Below are 21,119 nucleotides of genomic sequence, written 5' to 3'. Positions count from 1 at the left end.
GGCGATTAATTCACTAAATCCCTCTTTTACGATTCAATAATATTCGAAGCTAACGTATTCAAATTATTTTCAGCTTGTAAAATTCTCTGTTTTTCCTTTTCAAATCCCTCTTCTTCTTGTCGAAATGACTCTTTTCGATTGTTAATCATGCGCTCCATTTCTTTTTTACTCGGCCCACCGTATACATTTCTTTTTTGTATAAAAGCTTCTGGCGATATAATTTCTTTCCACTCTTTTTCTAATAAAGTTATATTAAATTTTTCTTGTAAGTACATATTCACATCTTTCAAATGTAATTCATGCAGCTCCTTTTTCTGCTCCAATAACATATTTGCAATAGCACTCGCTGCATGATGCGCATGCCGAAATGGAATGTCATAGTTTTTTGTTAAAGCATCTGCGAAATCAGTTATCGTAATTGCATGTTTATAGGAACGATTTTTCAACGTTTCTTCCTCAACCTTCATCGTTCGAATAACTGCATTCATAATAGAAAAAACACGAATAGTCTTTTCAATCCCTTTATATAAGTATGGCTGCAAGTCATCCTCTGTATCAACAATATCACCAAATGGTGTATTATGAATCATTTGAAATACTGTAAATGCTTCTCCTAAAGCACTACTCGTAATTGCACGGGCGTGTTCAATGGAAACTGGATTTCGCTTTTGCGGCATAATACTACTAATTTGCACATATGGCTTCGCCACAGTAATACCATCATATTCTTTCGTCGCTAATAGTAAGAAGTCATGGATCCATCTGCTCGTATTCGTCATCATTACCATAAGTAAAGAGCTAACTTCTAATAAATAATCCGCTCCAGCAACAGCATCATATGAGTTCTCAATTACATTTGTAAACCCAAGTAACTCGGCAACTCGCTCTCGTTTAATTGGGAAACTTGTTGTAGCTAGCGCAGCGGCTCCCATTGGGGACTGATTTAAAAGTTTGTACGTTTTTTTCATGCGTTCTAAATCTCTCTGCATCGTATCATAAATCGCTAACGTATAATGACCAAATGTCGTTGGCTGCGCTGGTTGTGTATGGGTATAAGCTGGCATAATCGTTTCCTTATGATCAGCAGCAAGTTGCAATATACTCTCTTGCAATAACAAATGATGTTCCATTAATCGTAATACATACCGTCTTAAACTCATGCGATACATCGTGACACCCATATCATTTCTACTTCTACCAATATGCATATTACTTACAAAATTGCTTTTTGCTTCTTGAGAAATTAAATGTTCCACTAAAAAAAAGAGATCTTCATGCTGCTCTGTATAGAGCAATTGCTCTTCTGGCATTCCCTCTACCTTTTTTAACGCGTGTAATATAACTTTAGCTTCTTCCTTTTTCATTAAATTTTCTTCCATCAGCATCGTAATATGCGCTTTATGCACTTGAAACATATCTTTCAATAAGTAATTTCGTTGAAAATGAAATACATGTTGTAATACACAATCCACATATGTTTTCCCAGGGAAATCAGCGCCTTCACTCTTTATAAACTCTTCTTTACTTTGTTTCATCACCTTTTCCCCTCTCACCTAAGTATTACTACCCATCATACCCAGAGATAGCAAAAAAGTGCTTGTACACAAAAATAAACTCGGTGCTCTCTGCACCGAGTTTATTTAATAAAAGTCGCATCATACTTATCACTTTGCAACACTTGGAAATGCAAGTTTGCTAAATGTTTCCGTATTTCTGCACTGTCGTCCTCATTTAAATTATTTGCTAAAAACACTATTTCTGTACAGTTCCCCCGTTTATCCATCGCATAAACTGCTTTTGTAACTGTCCATGGCGTATAGCCGTTTTTTTGCCCTGCATGTCTAAATGTTTTACGGTATTTCTTAGCGCTCATATCTGTTTCAACGATGTTAGCCCATACTTTTTCTTCTGCTTCTGTCAGTCCACCCTTATGATTTGCCTTTTGAAGCAGTACCATATAATCGTTTGCAGAAGCAGCTGGCAATCGATCTGACCAAATTTTATCGTAACGTTCCTCTAAATAAAGAGGAATTTCCTTCTGTAATAATGGTCCCTTCTTTTTTAAGCGCTCATGAATAATCATCGCATATTGACGATATTGCTCTTGAGACATTTCTTTTAACTTTTTCTCTATTTTATATTTCGGAACGTGTAGTTCTTTATGCAAATATCCTGGAATGTATAAAGATGAAACGATTGGAAATAGCGGCTGATGTGCTGGAAGCGATAAACTTTGTAAATTCCGATTAATATTATCTAATCCTAACACTTCCATTAAATATTCAGCATTCGCATTCGAACTAAACTTAACCATTCCTTTTGCCACTTCTTCTAAAGAAATCGCTCCTTCAGTTATCTTACCTGTCTTCTCCAAATACCTTTGCCATCTATCTTGCGCACCACCATCTGTATTTGGTACATAATACCGATTCACATCATTTATGGAAACAAAACTAGACGAATCAATTTTCCCTTCCGTAACTTGTTTCGTAAATTCAAGCGCCACAATTAATTTCATTGTACTAGCAACTGGCAATACAACATTCGGATTTACAGAATAAACGACTTTATCATTTCTTTTTACTAGAAGCGCGCTATTTTTTTCATCTTTATGTTCTTCAATAAAGGATGCGATATACTGCGCATCATCATTATTCGAACTCCAAACTTTTTTCACTAAAAAATTACCCGATATTAGCAAAACGAAAATACCCACAATCACTGCGCATACTATAGTTTTTTTCAAGTAAAATTCCTCTCCTATTGTGTAGCTCTTCTCTATCTATCTCTTACAAACAAAATAATGGAGATGATTATTTTAGTAATCATCTCCATTATTTTAACTTGTATTCTCCCATTATGTCTACGTCATAATTTTAACGAAATCTTCGAGGAATTTTTTATAGTGTAACGACCAACCAATTCGAATCCAATTCTTTAAAGCTTTTGCATCAGGTTGAGGACGAAAATCAGCAATACTCTCTCCTTTTGCAATCCCTACTGTATCTACATCGACACGGCGGTATACATAGTCCAAAATAGAGGGATTTGCCGCAACCATCATTGTAACGACGTCATGTACTGGACTCCCTGTTATTTTCGGATTTAATTTTCTATAAGCTTTATAATAATACGTAAAAATCGGTTCAATTAATTTATTAAAACTCGTTTTAGAATGTTTCGTAATGTACTTTACCATCTCTGGCGTAATTATAGCTTCAGATGTAACATTAAGCGGCACCAATGTCACATTCTTGGCATTTTGCATTACTAATTGTGATGCAATAGGATCACCATGAAAATTCGCTTCTGCGACTGGTGTCACATTGCCAGGCATTAAAAAAGCACCGCCCATTATATAATATTCCTTCACATACTTCATCAATGGTTTTTCTAAAATAAATGCTGTCGCAAGTGTCGTTGACCTACCAGCATCAACTATAATCAATTCTCCTTTATATTTTTCAAGTATGTCAAAAAACTCACAAAAAGGCTTTATATTTGGAGAAAGATTTTTTGGCGGTCGAATTGGTCCTAAACCTTCCGCCCCATGAATTTCTGGATAATACGTTGTAATATCTCCAGATAAAGGGATTTTCGCACCATTAATAACAGGTATGTCTTCCCGCCCTGCCAGTTGCAATAAATATGCCGCATTACTTGTCGCCTTTTCTTGCGTTACATTTCCATATCCAGTTACTACACCAACAATATCAATATCAGGATGTAACAATCCATACATAATTGCCAAAGAGTCATCAATTCCCGGGTCTCCTAAAAACAATACTTTTTTCATCACCCTCAACTCCATCCCCTCAATTGTTATTAATTTATGAATATTCACAGGATTACAGAATAAAAAGAACAAATTTATACGAAAAAACGCAGTCCTCTAAGGACTACGTTCTCCCACTAACCTATACTGTTTTCTTTACAGCACTCATACTTCCAACGATATAAGCGATAAGCGCAAAACAAATTGGGAAGACAACTGTATGTATACCGAACGGATTTGGATAGAAAAGATGGATACACATATATGAGCTTACCCCAACTAAAATAGATGCAAGCGCTCCTGTTGCATTTCCTTTCCTCCAATATAACCCTAATACGATCGGCCAAATGAATGCTGCTTCTAATCCACCGAAAGAAAATAAATTCAACCATATTAAAAAATCAGGTGGTTTAATTGCTGCTGCATAAACGAGCAGTCCTACGATAGCAGTAATCCATAAACTTCCTTTTCTAATCGTACTATCTGCCGCATCTTTATTTATGTAATTTACGTATATATCTTTAATGATTGATGAACTTACAAGTAGCAATAACGAGTTTACTGTAGACATAATCGCTGCCATTGGTGCAGCTAAGAAAACCCCAGCTAACCAAGGTGGCAACACTTCCATCGCGAGTAGCGGCATTACTTTATCTGGTACCGTTATACCTGGAAGTACGACTCGTGCGAACACACCCGTTAAATGCATACCAATCATAATTGTACCGACAACAATCGTACCAATTATTAACGCTTGATGCATCGCTTTTGAATTTTTATAAGACATGGCACGCACACTAATTTGCGGTAAACCGACAACGCCAATTCCAATTAAAATCCAAAATGATGTCACATATGATTTCGTTAAACTGCCATCCGCTCCAAATGGTGTAATTAAATTCGGATTGATTTGAACAAGTTCCTGCATAATCTTTTCAATTCCGCCACCGGCAACGACAGTAGCGATTAAAATGATTGTCGTTCCAACTAACATAATGATACCTAATAACGTATCTGATAAAGCAACTGCACGAAAGCCACCAATTAATACGTACACAAGTACAGAAAAAGTAAATAAAAATAGTGCTGTTGTATAAGAGAGACCCGTTAGTGACTCAATTAATCGACCACCGCCGACCCACTGAGCTACTGTTGCTGAAAATAAAAAGATAATAATACATAACGCAGAAAGTATGACGACTGCTTTATTATTGTATCTTCCCTTTAAATAATCAATAAGAGTAATAGCTTCCATCTTCCTAGCGATAATTGCAAACTTTTTACCGATAACTGTTAAAACGATATACCCTGTTACAACTTGAATCGCAGATAACAATACCCATCCAAGCCCCATATTGTATGCTATACCAGGGCCACCAATGAAGCTACTAGCACTACCGTACGTAGCAATCATTGTCATTGCTAATAATAAACCACCGAGCTCACGCCCACCTAAAAAATATTCTTGCAAAAATTTATTATGGGCAGTCGCTTGTACACGTCTTGAAGCATATACACCAATTAAAAATACAACGATAAACGAAATTATCATTGGAATGATTACATACCAATTCATCTATTATTCCTCACTTTTTTCTTCCTCATCGAGTGAAATATCTTGAAATACAAAACGAACAACTAAACTAAGTAAAATAACCATAACGATAAATCCAACGATACAGCTATAAAAAAACCATGCTGGAAAACCAAATACATATGTATATTCACTTGGATTTTTACTACCAAGCCCATAAGCAAATCCGTACCATATTATAAAATTGATAATAGCAAGTCCAAGACCAATTAACGCTTCTCTATGGGCGATTCGAAAGCGTGGATCATCATGATAATTCTTCATTTTTCTCCCTCCTCTCACGATGTATTATTGTACCATTGTTCTTCTAGTTTTTCCTACTAGAAAGCAAAAACAAGCAGGATTTTTTATAATCATATAGAAGACTTTCTTACATTACATATTTTTTACAATTGTAACACAAATGAAATTTGAATTTTCAGTATTTGTTAATTATGATTTTAATTAGAGGCTTTCCATCTAGTTTCCACATCCTTGATTTCGGAATAAACGCCGTCTCGTACTGCGTTTACATTATATTTTCAAGGGGGTTATACAATGAGTCAACTAGCTGTAAATCTTCATGAAAAGGTAGAAAAGTTTCTTCAGGGTACAAAAAAGTTATATATGAATGGATCCTTTATTGAAAGCGCTTCCGGCAAAACGTTTAACACACCTAACCCAGCAACTGGCGAAACACTTGCCGTCGTTTCTGAAGCTGGTCGCGAAGATATTCATAAAGCTGTAGTCGCAGCTCGTATGGCTTTTGACGAAGGTCCTTGGTCTCGCATGAGCACTGCTGAGCGAAGCCGTCTTATGTACAAGTTAGCTGATTTAATGGAAGAACATAAAGAAGAGCTTGCACAGCTCGAAACATTAGATAACGGAAAGCCAATCCGTGAAACAATGGCAGCAGACATACCACTTGCAATTGAGCATATGCGCTATTATGCTGGCTGGGCGACGAAAATCGTTGGTCAAACAATCCCTGTTTCCGGTGATTACTTTAACTATACACGTCATGAAGCTGTTGGTGTCGTTGGTCAAATTATCCCTTGGAACTTCCCGCTTCTTATGGCAATGTGGAAAATGGGAGCAGCGCTTGCTACAGGATGTACAATCGTTTTAAAACCTGCAGAACAAACTCCACTATCTGCCTTATACTTAGCTGAATTAATTGAAGAAGCTGGATTCCCGAAAGGTGTTATTAATATCGTTCCTGGATTCGGTGAATCAGCTGGACAAGCTCTTGTTAATCATCCACTCGTTGATAAAATTGCATTTACTGGTTCTACTCCAGTCGGTAAGCAAATTATGCGCCAAGCATCTGAAACATTAAAGCGCGTTACACTTGAGTTAGGCGGTAAATCACCAAATATCATCCTGCCAGATGCTGATTTATCTCGCGCGATTCCTGGTGCACTTTCTGGTGTTATGTTTAACCAAGGACAAGTATGCTCTGCTGGATCACGTTTATTTGTTCCGAAGAAAATGTATGATAATGTCATGGCTGACCTTGTCCTTTACTCTAAAAAATTAAATCAAGGTGCTGGCTTAAGTCCAGAAACTACAATCGGTCCTCTCGTTTCTGCAGAACAACAAAAACGTGTAATGGGCTACATTGAAAAAGGAATTGAAGAAGGTGCTGAAGTACTATGCGGAGGAAGTAATCCATTTGATCAAGGATACTTCGTTTCCCCTACTGTATTCGCTGACGTTAATGATGAAATGACGATTGCAAAAGAAGAAATTTTCGGTCCAGTTATTTCTGCTATACCGTTTAACGATATTGATGAAGTAATTGAACGTGCAAATAAATCACAATTCGGCTTAGCAGCTGGTGTGTGGACAGAAAATGTTAAAACAGCACACTACGTTGCAAGTAAAGTACGTGCTGGTACAGTATGGGTAAACTGTTATAACGTCTTTGATGCAGCATCTCCATTTGGAGGATTTAAACAATCCGGTCTTGGTCGTGAAATGGGATCTTATGCATTAAATAACTATACAGAAGTGAAGAGCGTTTGGCTTAACTTAAATTAAAGAGAAAGAACCTGACCTATCCGGTCAGGTTCTTTTCATTATGTATGTCTTTAAACTTGCAGTCCCCCGCTCACATTTAATACTTCTCCTGTAATATAGGATGCGTATTCTGATGCTAAGAAGGCAGCTGCGTTCGCAATATCTTCTGGCGTTCCAATTCTACCAACCGGAATCGCGCCGACCATCTTTTCTTTCACTTTATCTGGTATCGTTTTTGTCATATCTGTATCCATAAATCCTGGGCAAATCGCATTACACGTAATACCGAAATTTCCAACTTCTTTCGCTGCCGTTTTCGTTAAACCTACAACGCCTGCCTTCGTAGCTGCATAGTTTGCTTGACCTATGTTTCCTTCTCTACTAATTGAAGATATATTAATAATACGTCCATACCCTTGTTGTCTCATGTAAAGCAGCGCTGGTTGCATACAATAAAAAACTCCAGTTAAGTTCACTTGTAATACTTGTTCCCAAGCAGACTTCTCCATTTTATGTAACATTGCATCCCTTGTAATCCCAGCGTTATTCACCAAAATATGTAATGTTCCGAATTTTTGAACCGCATATTCAATTAGCGACTTTGCTTCATTTTGATTACTCACATCACATCGATATAAGCTCACTTCATATCCTTCATCCAAGAACTCACGTGTCGTTTTTTGTAATTTCTCTTCATTTACATCGCTAATTAATACTTTCGCCCCTAGTTTTGCATACACCCTTGCAATCTCTTTTCCAATTCCCTGTGCAGCTCCTGTTACAACAGCTGTTTTCCCATTTAAAAACTCCATCCCTATCCCCCATTTCTATTACTTATACTGTATATTTCGGCTTTTTCCTTTCCAATTCCTCTTTGCATAAAAAAGTCTATTTGTGTCAAACTAACTTTGCAACGCCGCATAAAGTGTAAGGAGATTGTGTCGAATGAACAAAAAAATTTCAAACAAAACAAAGCTACTGATGGCATTGATGTAGAGTTCTCTCGTGAACTTGCTGACCACAATGACTTAGAAGCAAACGCACGTGCAAATGCCGCTGATGCACGTCAAAAACGCCAGTCTACAGAAAAATAAGGAAAGCACACCCTTATTCTTTTCAACAGGGACCTACTACCGGGCAAAATAAACCGAGAGACATCTCTCGGTTTATTTTCTATATTTTTTTATATAATGTGCCAAAGTAAGTAGTGGATATATATAGGCATAGCTATGATAACGAATATAAAACCCACCTGGTAAACCTGTACCAGTAGGATATCTTTCATTCACATAAGGATTCGAAAGCAAATATGAAATACCTTTTCGAATAGTTGGTGTTTCTGTATCATAGTAAGAAATGAGAGCATCTAACGCCCATGCTGTTTGAGATGGTGTACTAAATGGTAAAGTAACGAATCTTTTCTCCACACTACTTTGGCATGATTCTCCCCATCCACCATCTTCATGCTGTATATGTTCAAGCCATGAAGCTGCTCGTTTCAATGATGGATTATTAGACGGAATTCCGAGTGACCGTAAACCAGTCATAACAGCCCACGTACCATATATATAACAAATCCCCCATTTCCCATACCATGATCCATTTTCCTCTTGTACATTCATTAACCAATTTATCGCACTTTGTTTTTGTTTCTCAGGTAATTCATTTTGCGTATATGTCCCGAAAAGCTCTAACACTCTTCCTGTAATATCTGGTGTGGAAGGATCTGTAATCATATCACTTGCATTTTCGATTGGTAAATTTGCTAATAATTTGCTCGTCACACCTTTTTCAAACGCTCCCCAGCCCCCATCATTATTTTGTAATCCTTTAACCCAATCAATCCCTTTCTGCCAAGCATTATTTACCTTTTCATTCTCTCTACTTCTTGCCAACACTCTTAGTACAGCGGTTGTATCATCAACATCTGGAACTGTCGTATTTACATCCGAAAAACCCCAACCGCCAGGAGTAAGTGCGGGAGCATGTACGCTCCAATCAGCTTTTTTTGTATGCTGTTTTTTTAATAAATATGTTATTGTCTGTTGAATCATCTTGTGATCTTTCGGAACGTGTGCCTCTTGTAACGCATAGCTGAGTAAAGCCGTATCCCATACAGTTGAAGGAGAGTTTTGCAAGTGACTCCCTCTTTCCATCTTCCATATATAAGATGTTATCCCAGCTATAGCCTTTTGAATCAGTGATGATTGAAGAGAATGCCCTAACGCAAGTAAAGCATAAATCATATAAAACGAGGCAGTTGCGTAACTATATAACGTTCCATTTTCATCAATACGCGCTTTCATAAATCGTTCGACTTCCTCATACCCTTTATGATGTAACGAGAGTGGATACGAGATAATTTGTTTTACATCACTTAATAACGTTTGAAACAACGGAGACCGATCCTCCCGAAACCATTCCCCGCCCCCGCCCGCAATGTGATTTAAATTTGGCAATAACTTTTTCCCTACTCGAAACCTTTTATTTAAACACAGCATCATCGGAATTAAATGGATACGTGCTGAACTACTCAATTCAAATATACTGAGGGGGGAATCATTCTGTAGAAACATGATTGGTGTTGGTACATGAAAGAGTGAAGGATATTCATATTCTCCATGAATTGCTAATAAAAACTTCGTCATAAAATGAGCACGCGCCACGCCTCCGCGTTCCTTAATAAAATTTTCCGCTCGCTTCATATTCGCATCTTCTTTTGTATATTTTTTCGATGCGAGTAAGGCGGCATAAGATTGAATGGTAGCTGATAAATCCCCCCCCACTTCATCTTCATACAATTTCCACGTTCCTTCATTTGTTTGAAGTGATGCTAATCTTTTTACAAACGGTTCTATCTCTTTATCTCTACCTAATAATTTTAATAAAAAAATCATATGGCAATCTGTTAATGGAGCTCCTTCAAAACAAAATCGCCACGTACCATCTTGCCGTTGCATCGTTTGAAGTGCAGTTGCTCTTCTCGCTATTTCTTCATGCGCTTTTTCATATAATAACAAGTTACTCACCCACCCTTTCGAAATCCGTATAACGATATTCAAGAAGGCAGCTGAATATGTATGAATACAAAGAAAAGCAGAACATATAAGATGCTCTGCTCATAAACAATATCCTACTCCGACAATAATCCCTAATAAAGCACCAACTACTACTTCATACGGCGTATGCCCGACAAGTTCATTTAACTTCTTATATTCTGTTTGTCTACCGTGAAAAAACTCATTCAATATTTTCGCCTGTTTACTTACTGCCAGCCTTACTCCTGAAGCGTCATACATAACTATAATGGCAAAAATAGCAGCAATTGCAAATAAAGTACTTTCCACACCTTCCACAACGCCAACACCTGTCGCCAGTGCTGTAACAGTTGAAGCATGAGAACTTGGCATCCCACCTGAAGCGAAAAACTTTGCAAAATCAAATTCACCCGTTTTAAATAATTTAAAGACTACTTTCGTTAATTGTGCTAAAAACCATGAAATTACAGCGGCCATAAGCGGATCGTTATGTAAAATCGTTTCCACGTTCTCAGCTCCCTACTAGCTATAATGGAAATCCTATAGTATCAGTATAAAGAAAAATGCGTAGAAAATACTACGCATTACGATACTTTTGCTGATTTATTTTTTATAAATTTCGGTTGTTTCTGCACTAAGAACTTTGTTTTCGCTACCGAGAATACAACTAATGCAACCCATATACAGAAAAATGCAATCATATGAGTAGATGTGAAATGTTCACCAAATACGAATACACCTAAAATCAAACTAATTGTTGGTGCAATATATTGTAAAAACCCTACCATATAAAGCGGAATAAGTTGGGCTCCTTTTGCAAAATAAAAAAGTGGCAATGCTGTAACAATGCCCGCCCCTATTAATAGTAATGTCGATAACATTGAAATCGAGCCAAATGATCCGAAACCATGTACTCCTGTCATTACTAAATAAATAATCGCAAACGGCGTCACTAACATCGTTTCCATCGTAAGTCCAATTGTCGCATCATAGTTTAACAATTTTTTCGTTAATCCATATAATCCAAATGAAAGGGCAAGTGATAAAGAAACCCATGGAATAGCCCCGAAACGTACTGTTAAAATGATAACCCCTACTCCAGCTAAACCAACTGCAACGTATTGCCAAAAGTTTAACTTTTCCTTTAAAACGACTGTACCAAGTAAAATACTAATAAGCGGATTAATATAATAGCCAAGACTTGCTTCAATGACATGATTATGATTAACGGCCCATATGTAGACAAACCAGTTTCCGCTAATCAAGACTGAAGCTATTGTTAACGACATTAATAATTTAGGTCGTTTAAAAAGATTCACGAACTCTCCAATAAACTGACGAAATCTCTTCGTAACACCTAATACGATTAACATAAACACGAATGCCCAAACGATGCGGTGTGCTAATATTTCATCTGCTGGGACTTCCTCAACCCATTTCCAATAGATTGGTAGTATTCCCCACATCGTATACGCACCAGCCGCATATATAATCCCTTTTTTTTGCTCTGCTGATTGACTCCCCATCTTCCTTTTTCTCCTCTTCTCATTTTTTCTCCATTATACGTTCCCACGTGCTCACTTTACCAATAATCAATCTGCATTTCTTTCGACATTTCTCATACAACGAATAATAAACATACCGTTATTACAACAAGTAACGGTATGCCGAAAACAAATTTCTTTTTATGAGTTTTATGATGAAACATATACATACCAATCCAAGCTCCAACTGCTCCCCCAGCTGCTGCTGATAAAAACAACGTACTTTCTGGCGTTCTCCACTGTTTCTTCTTCGCTTTTCGTTTATCAAGCCCCATAAGGCTAAAAGCTATAACGTTAATTATAATAAAATAAATCCATTTCATCGCTTTCTCCCCCTATGAAAAATTCGCTTAATGGTAACATGAAAAAACGATGGAAACAACTGAAGAACACTTTTTATTAATTCGTTACCTTCATATTTACATAGCCAATCAAAAGACTAATTATAGCTATTAAATAGAAAGATGTTATGGGCAAGATCCTTATATTTCATTTCATTCCCTTCACCCACTACCATAGCATCGAAAAAACTTCTCTCAATCACTTTTTCATCAAAGTGAAGAACTACAATTAGCCCTACATATAAAGAAACGAAATTTAAAAACCATTCCCCATTATCATCCTTATTAGCTAAACATTTAAATATCTCTTGAAATTGCATACGCTCGTCTATAGCAACAATCGGTCGCACGCCAAAATATTTCAATACAAGATGTAGGTTTAGCTGTACGGATAATGATAAAATATATTTTAATAGCTTCTTATAATGAGCAACATTTTTTTGACTATATAACTTCACAAGCTCTTGATGTAAAGTAGAAATCGATAATTCTTCATCAGTCATTTTTGTTGCTTCTATCGTTTCAATCATCTTCTTCATATTCATTACATTTACCCCTCCTGTTACAAAACAAAAGCCAAAGTGTATTTATTTTATAATCAGCAATAATTGAGTATTTCTCGCCTCTCTTTCTTCTTCACTTACTAAGTCATACTTTTTTAAAAGGTGAAAGACATCATTTAATATTTCCTGTGAATGATTACCTTGCAAAAATCCCTTTACCTCTTTAAAAATCACTTCCGGTAAAAAACTCTTTTGGCTCTCAAGCTTATTCATTACATCTTCAATAGAATGATCGATATTACACGCCATAAAAAATTCCTCCTCTATCCTTTATAAATAATATCTTCTGCTAACGATGTAAACACTTCTCCAACAAGAGAATCTTCATCATATACAGATGAACCGCTATTTTCTTCACGTTTTGCAAAAGGTACTTGTGCGATTACTTCTGTTTGCAATTGTTCTGCTAACATTTCCCCGCCGCCTTTTCCGAACAGATAATTTTTCGATCCATCTTGTTCTTCATAATAAGCCATGTTTTCCACAATACCTAAAATCTCGTGTTTCGTATGTTTTGCCATTACGCCTACTCTAGATGCTACGAATGAAGCTACATTATGTGGTGTTGTAACAATAATTTCTTTCGCCTGCGGAATCATTGCTGCAACATCAATAGCAACATCTCCTGTACCAGGTGGTAAATCAAGAAGTAAATAATCTAATTCTCCCCAGTGCGTATTCGCAAGGAAATTTTGAATCCATTTATTTAACATCGGTCCGCGCCACATAACCGGATTATTTCCTTCTGTAAAAAATCCCATAGACATAATTTTAACACCGTGACTAATAACTGGAATTGCTGTTTGATCAATCATCGTTGGTTTTTGATTCGTTTCCATCATAGCTGGAATGCTAAAACCATATATATCTGCATCTAATATCCCCACTTTTTTGCCCATACGAGCTAAAGCTGTTGCAAGATTAATTGTTACAGTTGATTTTCCAACTCCACCTTTTCCGCTCGTTACAGTAAGAAATTGTACTCCTGAATCAGGACGAAGCATGCTTGGCATACCAGTTTCTGTTCTAGTATTTTTCTTTAACTTCTCTGTTAAGACTGCACGTTCTTCTTTTGTCATAGAACTAAATGTTACAGCCACTTTAGAGGCACCAATTGCGTGAAGCGATTCTTCAATATCTTGTTGAATTTTTGATTTTAACGGACACCCTTGAATCGTTAGCACTACTTCAAGTTTAACCTCTGTTCCATTCATTTGTATATTTCTAACCATGTTTAACTCTACAATACTTTTGTGTAATTCTGGATCCTCTACATGTTTTAACGCATTCATTATTTGTTCTTGAGTAAGCATAGAACTCATCCCTTCTCGTATTCTAATTTATCCGACTTTAACTAATAATCAGTGGGGGATGAAGAACCCCCCCACTGATTAAAGTTTCACTTTATATACAACATCTTCTTGTCATTGCGAGAAACACTTATTATCCACCACTAACAGGCGGGATAAATGCGACGATATCTCCAGCTTGTATCATCTCGTCATTCGTTACAAACTCTTCATTAACAGCCACCATCACTCTATCAAGCGATTGTAAACTATAGTTTGCTTTGAGCCATTCTTTTAATTGCTGCACTGTCATTTCTTGTTTTTCGGAAATTACGAATCGATCTAATCCGACTTCCTCACGCAAATTTGCAAACAGTAAAATTGTAATCATTTTCTCATTCTTCCTTCTTCGGTTTTCCTGCTGGATATGGTGTATTTTCAAGTTGATCGCCAATCCACATCGTCCCATCTTCCCAAAATTCTTTTTTCCATATTGGGACGATTCGCTTTATACGTTCAATTGCGTATTCATTCGCTTCATAAGCTACTTTACGATGCGGTGATGAAACTGCAATGACTACCGCAATATCCATTATTTCTAGCCGTCCTACTCGGTGAGTAATTGCTACTTTTGCATCCGGCCATCTTTCACTAATTTCTTCACCAATTCTCATAAGTTGCTTTACTGCCATCGGTTTATATGCTTCATACTCTAAATGTAGCGTTCGTTTTCCTTTTGTTAATTCTCTCACTGTACCAATAAAAGTTGTAATCGCACCTGCGTCTCTTCTTGCAACCTTATTTGTTACTTCTTCAACTACAATCGGTATATCTACAATTTCAAATAGCACTTGTCCCATTAGAATCACCTCTCACTTTATAAAATGTCCAAGGCCATTCACTACCTTCGTTATCTTCCAACAAGAGAACATCTACGAACATATCTTTTTTATACCCTCTCGTACCACCTGGAAGTACAATAAATATATTTGTCTCTGCTAGAGAAGAAACTGAGCTAGATTTATCAAACCCTGACGGATAAGCGATTAACTGCCCTTCGTTATATGTTAGTTTTCCTCGTACAAATCTTGTAAATGGATTTGGCTTTAAAAAGTCTTCTCCTAATAACGCTTTTTCTCTTTTCACATATGCTTTTTCACTAAACATATACGTTCGAATACAAGGTCTTACAAACAATTCAAATCCTACGTAACAAGCAGATGGATTTCCTGATAAACCGAATAATAACTTGCCATTTAATTGCGCTACAGTCGTAACACTTCCTGGCCTCATTGCAACTTTATTGAAAAGAACTGATGCGCCTAATTTTTCATATATAGCTGGCAAATAATCGTAATCCCCTACTGATACACCACCTGTTGTAATGAGCATATCTACTTGGCTTAATGCTTCTTTTACAGCCGTAAAACACGTATAAAAATCATCGCTAAACTTCCCAAAATATTTTACTCTTCCGCCTGCTCTTCGGATTTGAGACAATATCATATACGTATTACTATTTCGGATTTTCCCTGGCTGTAATGAATTGTTTACAGCCAGTAATTCACTGCCAGTCGCTAATAGTCCAACTACAGGCTTTCTCGCAACTGGCACCTCGCTATACCCAAACGTAGCAAGAAGAGCTGAAATACCTGGATGAATGTATGTTCCTTTCTTTGCAAGAACCGTTCCTTTACGAGCATCTTCCCCTTGAAAAGAAATATTATCGCCCGTTTTGAATGACCGTTTCAATTCCATATACTTACTGCCAGCCTCCTCATATTGACGAGTCAGCTCTAGCATAACAACCGCGTCACATCCACTCGGAATCTGTGCTCCCGTCATAATTCGAACTGCTTGAAACGGACCTACTTTCTCATCGAATAGCGATCCTGCACCAATTTCACCCACTACTTCAAATACAATTGGCGTTTCATAACTTGCTAAATTCGTATCTTCTGCTCTAATAGCAAACCCGTCATACGGTGAACGATTAAATGACGGCACATCATGGTCAGCTACTAAATCCTCTGCTAATATACGTCCGTAAGCTAATTCAATAGGCAGTAGCTCCTTTAAGCCGTTATGAGCAAATCCCATCACTTTACGAACAGCCTCTTCAACTGTGATTGGTACTCTTCTTTCCATTGTTGACAACCCTTTCTATTAGCCGAATACGCGATAATATAGTTGTTTCGCTTTCGAAATATCATTTGTGCCATGAATAAAAACACGACCATCCCGAAAAACAACGATGCGGTACTCATCTAATTGGCAAGATAGTAAATACGGATTCCGATCTACTTCCCCCACTTTTTTTAATACTTTTTCTATATCATCAAAATTGTATTTTCTATTGTCTACTGGTCTAATTTGAACTGTATTTCTTCCGCATAAAGCAGCTACCTTCGTTTGATTTTCGTATAATAAATAAGGATAAATGCGATTCAAACCGCACGAAGGGCAATTGTCTGTCTTGATTTTCCCTAGTTTTATAAAATGGTTTTGATTACTCCATATATCAAATATAAAAAATGTTTTTCTAATTGCTGCAAAATCTTCTACTAAAATTTTGAGTGCTTCCGCCACTTGATATGCTGCGACGATTTGTACAGTCGGGCTAATAATTCCAGCTGTATCACACGTCACACCTGTAACTGGAACGTTCTTCAGCACACAATGTAAACACGGTGTCTCTTGCGGAATAATTGTACAACTCATACCGTACGAGCCAACGCAAGAACCATATACCCACGGGATATTATGTTTTTGTGATAAGTCATTTATTATAAATCGGATATCGAAATTATCTGTTGCATCAATGATTACATCGACATTTTCTAATAGCCCTTCCAAGTTTTCTGCACACGCATCCATTACGAAAGCATGTATTTGTACTTCCGAATTAAGTTTTTCTAGCCGATTTTTAGCAGCGATTGCTTTTGGCAATTTCTCTCTTGCATCTTGTTCAGAGTACAATTGTTGCCTTTGTAAATTACTCCATTCAACGTAATCACGATCTATGATCGTCAACTTGCCAATACCTGCACGTACGAAACTTTCGGCACTTGCACTTCCTAATGCGCCTACTCCTACAATTAACACATGTTTATTTCGAATTTTTTCTTGCCCTCTACTCCCAACTGGTTTAAACAAATGTTGTCGTGAATACCGCTCAACCATTACATACCCTTCCTCTCACGAACTCTATTTCATATTAGAATGTTGTTTTTGATAACAAGCAAAGTACGCAAATCCAACAAAACCAGCTCCGCCAATTACATTTCCGATAAAGACAGGAACAAAATTTTTAGCAAGATCCATCCATGTGAGATGACCTGCAAAAATAACTGCTGAGATGACAAACATATTTGCTACCACTTGCTGAAATCCAATCACTACAAATGCCATTATTGGAATCCAAATTCCGATTATTTTTCCGACAAAATCACTCGTCCCATAAGCGAGCCAAAGCGCCAAACAAACGAGCCAATTACACCCAATTGCTAAAATTAAAGTTCTCCCAAATGATTCGTGTAACTTGCCTTCCGCTATCGCTACTGTTTTATTTAAATAATCCCCTTCTGTTAATCCGCCAAGATGCCCGAAACAATACGCTACGAAAATAGCTCCTACAAAATTCATGAAAGTAATCCAAATCCAGTTATTCAGCACACTTACGAATGTAATTTTCTTTGCATAAAGCGCCATAGACATTGACATCATATTTCCGGTAATTAATTCTCCTCCTGCTAATACGACGAGCATAAGTCCAACGGGAAAAACCGCTCCTCCTAAAACATTCACTAAACTCCCCCAGCGCTCAGGTAAATTACCTAAAACGCGAATGTTAAGTAAAAAACCGAGCGAAATAAATGCTCCTCCTAAAAAACCGAGAATAAGCATTGCTGGCAAGGTCTGACTTACTTTTTGAACACCGGCCTCAATGACAAGCTCAGCAATTTGTTCCGGTTTATGAAATGACATTACCAATTCCTCCATTTTCTCCAAATAAAAAAGCAGCTTCAAAAAACCTCTTCAAAATAAAGGTTTTTGAATGCTGCTTAATTTCTCTGCACATCTTTTACAGAGAGATCAATCATCACTTTTACTATAAAATAGAAAATCTACAATTCTTGTACACCTTCCATTTTTCACTTTTATGTCAACTTTATATTAACCACCGATATGTGACATTTCAATTTTAGGCATAGCTTTTTTATTACTATTACTTAACCGTTCATCTGAATAACGATCTTCTCGGTTGTTCCATATGTCGCGTACGACATCTGTTATTTCCTCGTCAGTGTAGTCAGATCGAAGCAGTTCTCTCAAGTCATTTCCTTTAGAAGCGAATAAACAAGTATATAATTTTCCTTCTGCAGAAATACGAGCTCTCGTACATGAAGAGCAGAAAGAATCTGTTACTGATGAAATAACACCTATTTCTTCATCACTTCCAATATAACGATAGCGAGTCGCAACCTCACCTGCATAATTCGCTTCTATTCGTTCTAATGGCATAACTTGATGAATCATATTTACTATTTCTTGTTTAGATACGACCTCTTTTAACTCCCAACCATTATAATTTCCAACGTCCATATACTCAATAAAACGAAGAATATGTTTGTTTTCCTTAAAGTATTGTGCCATCTGCAAGATGTCCTGTTCGTTTTTCCCCTTTTGAACGACCATGTTTATTTTAATTTTCATTCCAACTTCAGCTGCAGCTTGTATGCCTTCCAGAACCCTTTGTACTTTGCTTCTATTACCATTTAAATAGAAAAACCGCTCTTCTTCTAAGGAATCTAAACTAACTGTCACACGTGATAAACCCGCCTTATATAAATCAGGAGCAAACTTTTTAAGTAACGATCCATTAGTTGTTAAGCCGATATCCTCTACACCATCTATTTTATTAAGGCGCTCGATAAGCTGCGGAAGACCTCTTCGAAGTAACGGTTCTCCGCCTGTAATCCGTAATTTTCTAACACCTAAAGAAACGAAAATACGCGTTATCCTTTCAATTTCATCAAAAGATAAAATTTTATCATTAGACAAAAACGAGTAATCCGGACCAAATATTTCTTCTGGCATACAATATCGACAGCGAAAATTACAGCGATCAGTAACTGAAATACGTAAATCCTTTAACGGACGTTGTAGTTTGTCTAATGTGACAGATTTCATATTTATTGCCTCGCTTTTACTTATTTTATATTTAAAACACGCTCTGGGTGCGTATATACATTTAAGGATTGATTCCGAATAAACCCTATCGTAGTAATACCTAATTCTTCTGCTAGCTGCAAAGCTAACTCAGTTGGAGCTGATTTTGACAATATAATTTCACAACCAATTTTTGCAACTTTCAATAATATTTCCGAAGAAATACGACCGCTAAAAACAATGATTTTATCTCTTATAGAAATATTATTTTTTAAACAATAACCGTAAATTTTATCTAACGCATTATGCCTTCCGATATCCATTCGACTTAAAATAATACCATTCACATTGCACAAAGATGCATTATGAACGCCCCCTGTATGACGAAATGTCTCCGCAGATTGCTGCATTTCTTTCATTAATCGAAAACAGTCTTCTGCAGTAACCTGTACATGGACGCCATTCATTTTCTTTGCACTTAGTGCATCATTTGCAAAAACAAACCCTTGTCTACTCATACCACAGCATGAAGTAATATAACGTTTATTTTGCATTTGTTCGTAATACGGATTTACTTTTGCCGTCGTGACATGTACAAATCCTTCTTTCTCTTGTACCCATATGTCATCAATATCTTCATACTTCCGAATGATTCCTTCAGATGCTAAGAAGCCTATTACCATATCTTCTATATATTCTGGAGTACTAACCATTGTAACAAACTCCTGTCCGTTCATTTTAATCGTGACTGGAAACTCTGTTACAATGCTGTCCTCTATATGTTTAAACGCCCCTTGTTCATAACGAAAGATTTCTCTTTCTACCTGTATCGGTTTCACGATCAGTATCCTTCTCTCACGTTATATTTTTATCAAAAACAAATACCGAAACTGCAATATCTTCTTCTACTTTCATATCTGAAAACAAATTCACTAATTTCGCTCCAACAAGTTCCTCCAAATGTTCACGGGAATTTGCAGCATACACTTCTTGAATCATTTTCGTTCTAGCCATATGAACCATTTCCGCACCGTCCATCGTACTTGAAATGAATTTTTCAGTAGGTGTTAAGTTTCCGTAAAGAGTCGCAATCGCCATATTTTCAGCGAAAACAGTATGAATTCGTTCTGGCCCTTTTCCGAAAAGTTCCTTTCGAAGTTTTCGAATCATATCATTAAACTCATGTACTTTTTTTGACATACAATTATACCTCCCCAAAAAAACTCATTTTACTTTATTATATATTTTACCAAAATGAGCCTTCCGCCCAAACTATTTCGTACAAACATTTGGGCGAAAAGGTTCACTTCATGAAGTTTATTCTTCTTTTAATCCTTTTCCCATACCTTTTAAGAAATGAAGCCCAAACCCGATAGCACGGTTAATATCTGGGTCTTTCAATACTTTCATAAGATCGAATACCCCTACTTTTTTATTACTCTCTAGATGTTCATTGCCTTTTTCTAGCCCTACTAATAAGCTACCTATAAGCTTTTTCGTAAGCTCCGGATCAAGTTCTGTTAAAGCACCCGCAGCCCCCATCATATTATTAATTAAATTTGTAACGGGCTCACGAGTCACTTGACCAAGAACAATCTTTGCGATTGGTTCTTTCGCCTTTAGCATAGAATTTGCTGCTTCTAGCATGCCAATATCATTCAATTCCCCTACTATATTAAACATTTGATTTAGAGCGTCTTCATTATTAGCTAGAAGCTCTTTTACATCATCTAATTTTTGCTGTTTTACTTCTTCCTCAGTTAATTCTTGTTTTTGAATCATTTTTATAGGTGCAGCCATAT

24 protein-coding genes are annotated in these 21,119 nt (G+C 36.8%); 2 read left to right on the top strand and 22 right to left on the bottom strand.

The features are described 5' to 3' along the window. Positions 1 to 26: 26 nt before the first annotated feature. From argH to MR070_RS14695, 5 genes are all read right to left on the bottom strand, one after another. Positions 27 to 1,535, bottom strand: a complete 1,509-nt coding sequence (gene argH / locus MR070_RS14715) for an argininosuccinate lyase (protein WP_138321384.1) — start codon at positions 1,533 to 1,535, stop codon at positions 27 to 29. A 101-nt stretch (positions 1,536 to 1,636) separates the two neighbouring features. Beyond that, entirely contained in the window at positions 1,637 to 2,746 is a 1,110-nt protein-coding gene (locus tag MR070_RS14710; protein WP_000751358.1) for a serine hydrolase, read from the bottom strand. A gap of 117 nt (positions 2,747 to 2,863) precedes the next feature. Continuing rightward, positions 2,864 to 3,811 (bottom strand): nucleoside hydrolase, encoded by a 948-nt coding sequence (locus MR070_RS14705; protein ID WP_206703548.1) that lies wholly within the window; start codon positions 3,809 to 3,811, stop codon positions 2,864 to 2,866. A 106-nt stretch (positions 3,812 to 3,917) separates the two neighbouring features. After that, positions 3,918 to 5,351, bottom strand: a complete 1,434-nt coding sequence (panF, locus tag MR070_RS14700) for a sodium/pantothenate symporter (RefSeq protein ID WP_001104830.1) — start codon at positions 5,349 to 5,351, stop codon at positions 3,918 to 3,920. Between the two features lie 3 nt (positions 5,352 to 5,354). Continuing rightward, on the bottom strand, positions 5,355 to 5,633 hold the full coding sequence (locus MR070_RS14695) for a YhdT family protein (RefSeq protein WP_000800722.1): 279 nt from the start codon (positions 5,631 to 5,633) through the stop codon (positions 5,355 to 5,357). Between the two features lie 273 nt (positions 5,634 to 5,906). Here MR070_RS14695 and dhaS point away from each other — a divergent pair, with 273 nt between their 5' ends. Beyond that, positions 5,907 to 7,391, top strand: a complete 1,485-nt coding sequence (gene dhaS / locus MR070_RS14690) for an aldehyde dehydrogenase DhaS (protein ID WP_242261535.1) — start codon at positions 5,907 to 5,909, stop codon at positions 7,389 to 7,391. A 50-nt stretch (positions 7,392 to 7,441) separates the two neighbouring features. Here dhaS and fabG read toward each other — a convergent pair whose 3' ends face one another. Further along, positions 7,442 to 8,182: a 3-oxoacyl-ACP reductase FabG gene (gene fabG, locus MR070_RS14685; RefSeq protein ID WP_000395021.1), complete on the bottom strand. Its 741-nt coding sequence runs from the start codon at positions 8,180 to 8,182 to the stop codon at positions 7,442 to 7,444. Between the two features lie 126 nt (positions 8,183 to 8,308). Here fabG and MR070_RS14680 point away from each other — a divergent pair, with 126 nt between their 5' ends. Continuing rightward, positions 8,309 to 8,464 carry a YfhD family protein gene (locus tag MR070_RS14680; protein WP_000064259.1) on the top strand — a complete coding sequence of 52 codons (156 nt, stop codon included), beginning with the start codon at positions 8,309 to 8,311 and terminating at the stop codon, positions 8,462 to 8,464. A gap of 72 nt (positions 8,465 to 8,536) precedes the next feature. Here MR070_RS14680 and MR070_RS14675 read toward each other — a convergent pair whose 3' ends face one another. The 16 genes from MR070_RS14675 to MR070_RS14600 all read right to left on the bottom strand — a co-directional run bounded on the left by MR070_RS14675 (position 8,537) and on the right by MR070_RS14600 (position 21,117). Beyond that, positions 8,537 to 10,390, bottom strand: coding sequence for a terpene cyclase/mutase family protein (locus tag MR070_RS14675; protein ID WP_242261534.1), 1,854 nt, complete (start codon positions 10,388 to 10,390; stop codon positions 8,537 to 8,539). Positions 10,391 to 10,489: 99 nt separating this feature from the next. Next, a complete protein-coding gene (locus MR070_RS14670) occupies positions 10,490 to 10,915 on the bottom strand; it encodes a divergent PAP2 family protein (RefSeq protein WP_000447815.1) in 426 nt (141 codons plus the stop codon). A gap of 77 nt (positions 10,916 to 10,992) precedes the next feature. Beyond that, the gene (gene rarD, locus MR070_RS14665) at positions 10,993 to 11,934 is read right to left on the bottom strand and encodes an EamA family transporter RarD (protein ID WP_000535532.1); all 942 of its coding nucleotides are present in this window, start codon (positions 11,932 to 11,934) and stop codon (positions 10,993 to 10,995) included. Between the two features lie 92 nt (positions 11,935 to 12,026). Next, positions 12,027 to 12,275: a DUF1294 domain-containing protein gene (locus tag MR070_RS14660; protein WP_000871327.1), complete on the bottom strand. Its 249-nt coding sequence runs from the start codon at positions 12,273 to 12,275 to the stop codon at positions 12,027 to 12,029. A gap of 116 nt (positions 12,276 to 12,391) precedes the next feature. Further along, positions 12,392 to 12,838, bottom strand: coding sequence for a hypothetical protein (locus MR070_RS14655; protein WP_242261533.1), 447 nt, complete (start codon positions 12,836 to 12,838; stop codon positions 12,392 to 12,394). 42 nt (positions 12,839 to 12,880) lie between these two features. Then, a complete protein-coding gene (locus tag MR070_RS14650) occupies positions 12,881 to 13,105 on the bottom strand; it encodes a group-specific protein (RefSeq protein ID WP_242261532.1) in 225 nt (74 codons plus the stop codon). Positions 13,106 to 13,119: 14 nt separating this feature from the next. Next, positions 13,120 to 14,169 (bottom strand): P-loop NTPase, encoded by a 1,050-nt coding sequence (locus MR070_RS14645; protein ID WP_000957502.1) that lies wholly within the window; start codon positions 14,167 to 14,169, stop codon positions 13,120 to 13,122. Positions 14,170 to 14,299: 130 nt separating this feature from the next. After that, complete coding sequence (moaD, locus tag MR070_RS14640; RefSeq protein ID WP_000628476.1) at positions 14,300 to 14,536, bottom strand: molybdopterin converting factor subunit 1; 237 nt, start codon at positions 14,534 to 14,536, stop codon at positions 14,300 to 14,302. Positions 14,537 to 14,540: 4 nt separating this feature from the next. Further along, positions 14,541 to 15,005 (bottom strand): molybdopterin synthase catalytic subunit MoaE, encoded by a 465-nt coding sequence (gene moaE, locus MR070_RS14635; protein WP_000531873.1) that lies wholly within the window; start codon positions 15,003 to 15,005, stop codon positions 14,541 to 14,543. Further along, entirely contained in the window at positions 14,986 to 16,293 is a 1,308-nt protein-coding gene (gene moeA, locus MR070_RS14630; protein ID WP_242261531.1) for a molybdopterin molybdotransferase MoeA, read from the bottom strand. Before moeA ends, moaE begins: the two co-directional genes overlap by 20 nt. 18 nt (positions 16,294 to 16,311) lie before the next feature. Continuing rightward, a complete protein-coding gene (locus MR070_RS14625; protein ID WP_242261530.1) occupies positions 16,312 to 17,328 on the bottom strand; it encodes a molybdopterin-synthase adenylyltransferase MoeB in 1,017 nt (338 codons plus the stop codon). Between the two features lie 24 nt (positions 17,329 to 17,352). Continuing rightward, entirely contained in the window at positions 17,353 to 18,132 is a 780-nt protein-coding gene (locus tag MR070_RS14620) for a formate channel (RefSeq protein ID WP_138321365.1), read from the bottom strand. Between the two features lie 189 nt (positions 18,133 to 18,321). Continuing rightward, entirely contained in the window at positions 18,322 to 19,338 is a 1,017-nt protein-coding gene (gene moaA / locus MR070_RS14615; protein WP_044793369.1) for a GTP 3',8-cyclase MoaA, read from the bottom strand. Positions 19,339 to 19,358: 20 nt separating this feature from the next. After that, positions 19,359 to 20,156, bottom strand: a complete 798-nt coding sequence (fdhD, locus tag MR070_RS14610) for a formate dehydrogenase accessory sulfurtransferase FdhD (RefSeq protein ID WP_242261529.1) — start codon at positions 20,154 to 20,156, stop codon at positions 19,359 to 19,361. Positions 20,157 to 20,172: 16 nt separating this feature from the next. Beyond that, complete coding sequence (locus MR070_RS14605) at positions 20,173 to 20,517, bottom strand: Na-translocating system protein MpsC family protein (RefSeq protein ID WP_000039582.1); 345 nt, start codon at positions 20,515 to 20,517, stop codon at positions 20,173 to 20,175. A gap of 117 nt (positions 20,518 to 20,634) precedes the next feature. Next, positions 20,635 to 21,117 (bottom strand): helical membrane plugin domain-containing protein, encoded by a 483-nt coding sequence (locus MR070_RS14600; RefSeq protein WP_000729908.1) that lies wholly within the window; start codon positions 21,115 to 21,117, stop codon positions 20,635 to 20,637. Positions 21,118 to 21,119: the final 2 nt, after the last annotated feature.

The sequence above is a fragment of the Bacillus cereus group sp. BfR-BA-01453 genome, assembly GCF_022662915.1.
GTDB classification, from domain to species: Bacteria; Bacillota; Bacilli; order Bacillales; family Bacillaceae_G; genus Bacillus_A; species Bacillus_A paranthracis.
Note: the sequence above shows the minus strand (reverse complement) of the source record. Positions and strands in the feature narration are given on the sequence as shown.